1 protein-coding gene is annotated in these 742 nt (G+C 59.3%); it reads right to left on the bottom strand.

All coding sequences use genetic code 11. The annotated features are described in order from the left end of the window. Positions 1-742, bottom strand: a 742-nt coding sequence (locus AB3X96_RS42550) for an IS5 family transposase (RefSeq protein WP_368594421.1), incomplete at both ends; no start/stop codon positions are given.

The following is a 742-nucleotide window of genomic DNA, read 5'->3' as shown; positions in this document are numbered from 1 at the left end:
AGGTTATAGGCCGTCATGTTCAACACGAACATCTGGTCCACCTTCTTCAAGCCGCGCACCATCACCTGGCGCATGCGCCCTACGGTCTTGGCCCAGCCGAAACCTTGTTCGATCAACTTCCGCTTTTGCTGCGAAATGGCGTAGCCCGCGCTCGAGGCAATCGTATCGGGCACTGCCGAACGTCGCCCCGAGGTGTTTTGCGCAACGTGCGGTGTGACCTTCATCTGTTGGCACGCCTCGATGAATTCCTGAGCGTCGTAACCCTTGTCTGCACCCAACGTAATTTCTACGTTCGGATCCTCTGCCGCTTGCCGCGCGTCGTGGATCATGATCTTGGCGGCTTCACGCTCTGCATGCCCGTCGGCGCGTGTCACGCGCGCATTGACCACCAGGCCGTGCCGGTTATCGGTCAGCGTATGGCCCATGTACCGCAATTCGCTGGCCGTTTTGCCTTTGCGATAGAGCTGCGCATCTGGATCGGTCCTCGACTGATGTGTCTCGTTGCTGCGTTTCTCGCCCTTGAAGTCGCCCGCGCCGCTACCATCGTTGTCCTGATCGTCACCGTTCTTGCGTACGAAGCTCTTGTGTCCGGCCCACGCCTGGATCAACGTGCCGTCCACGCTGAAATGCTCCCCCGAGAGCAGGCACTTCTTCTCGGCGATGGCCACTACGGCGTTGAAGAATTCGATCACGGCATCGTGCTTGATCAGACGCTCCCGGTTCTTCGTGAAGACCGTGGGCA

Origin of the sequence: Paraburkholderia sp. BR13439, assembly GCF_040948805.1 — a bacterium.
Classification (GTDB): domain Bacteria; phylum Pseudomonadota; class Gammaproteobacteria; order Burkholderiales; family Burkholderiaceae; genus Paraburkholderia; species Paraburkholderia youngii.
The sequence above is the reverse complement of the archived record's forward strand: the minus strand, read 5'-3'. Positions and strand labels throughout refer to the sequence as shown.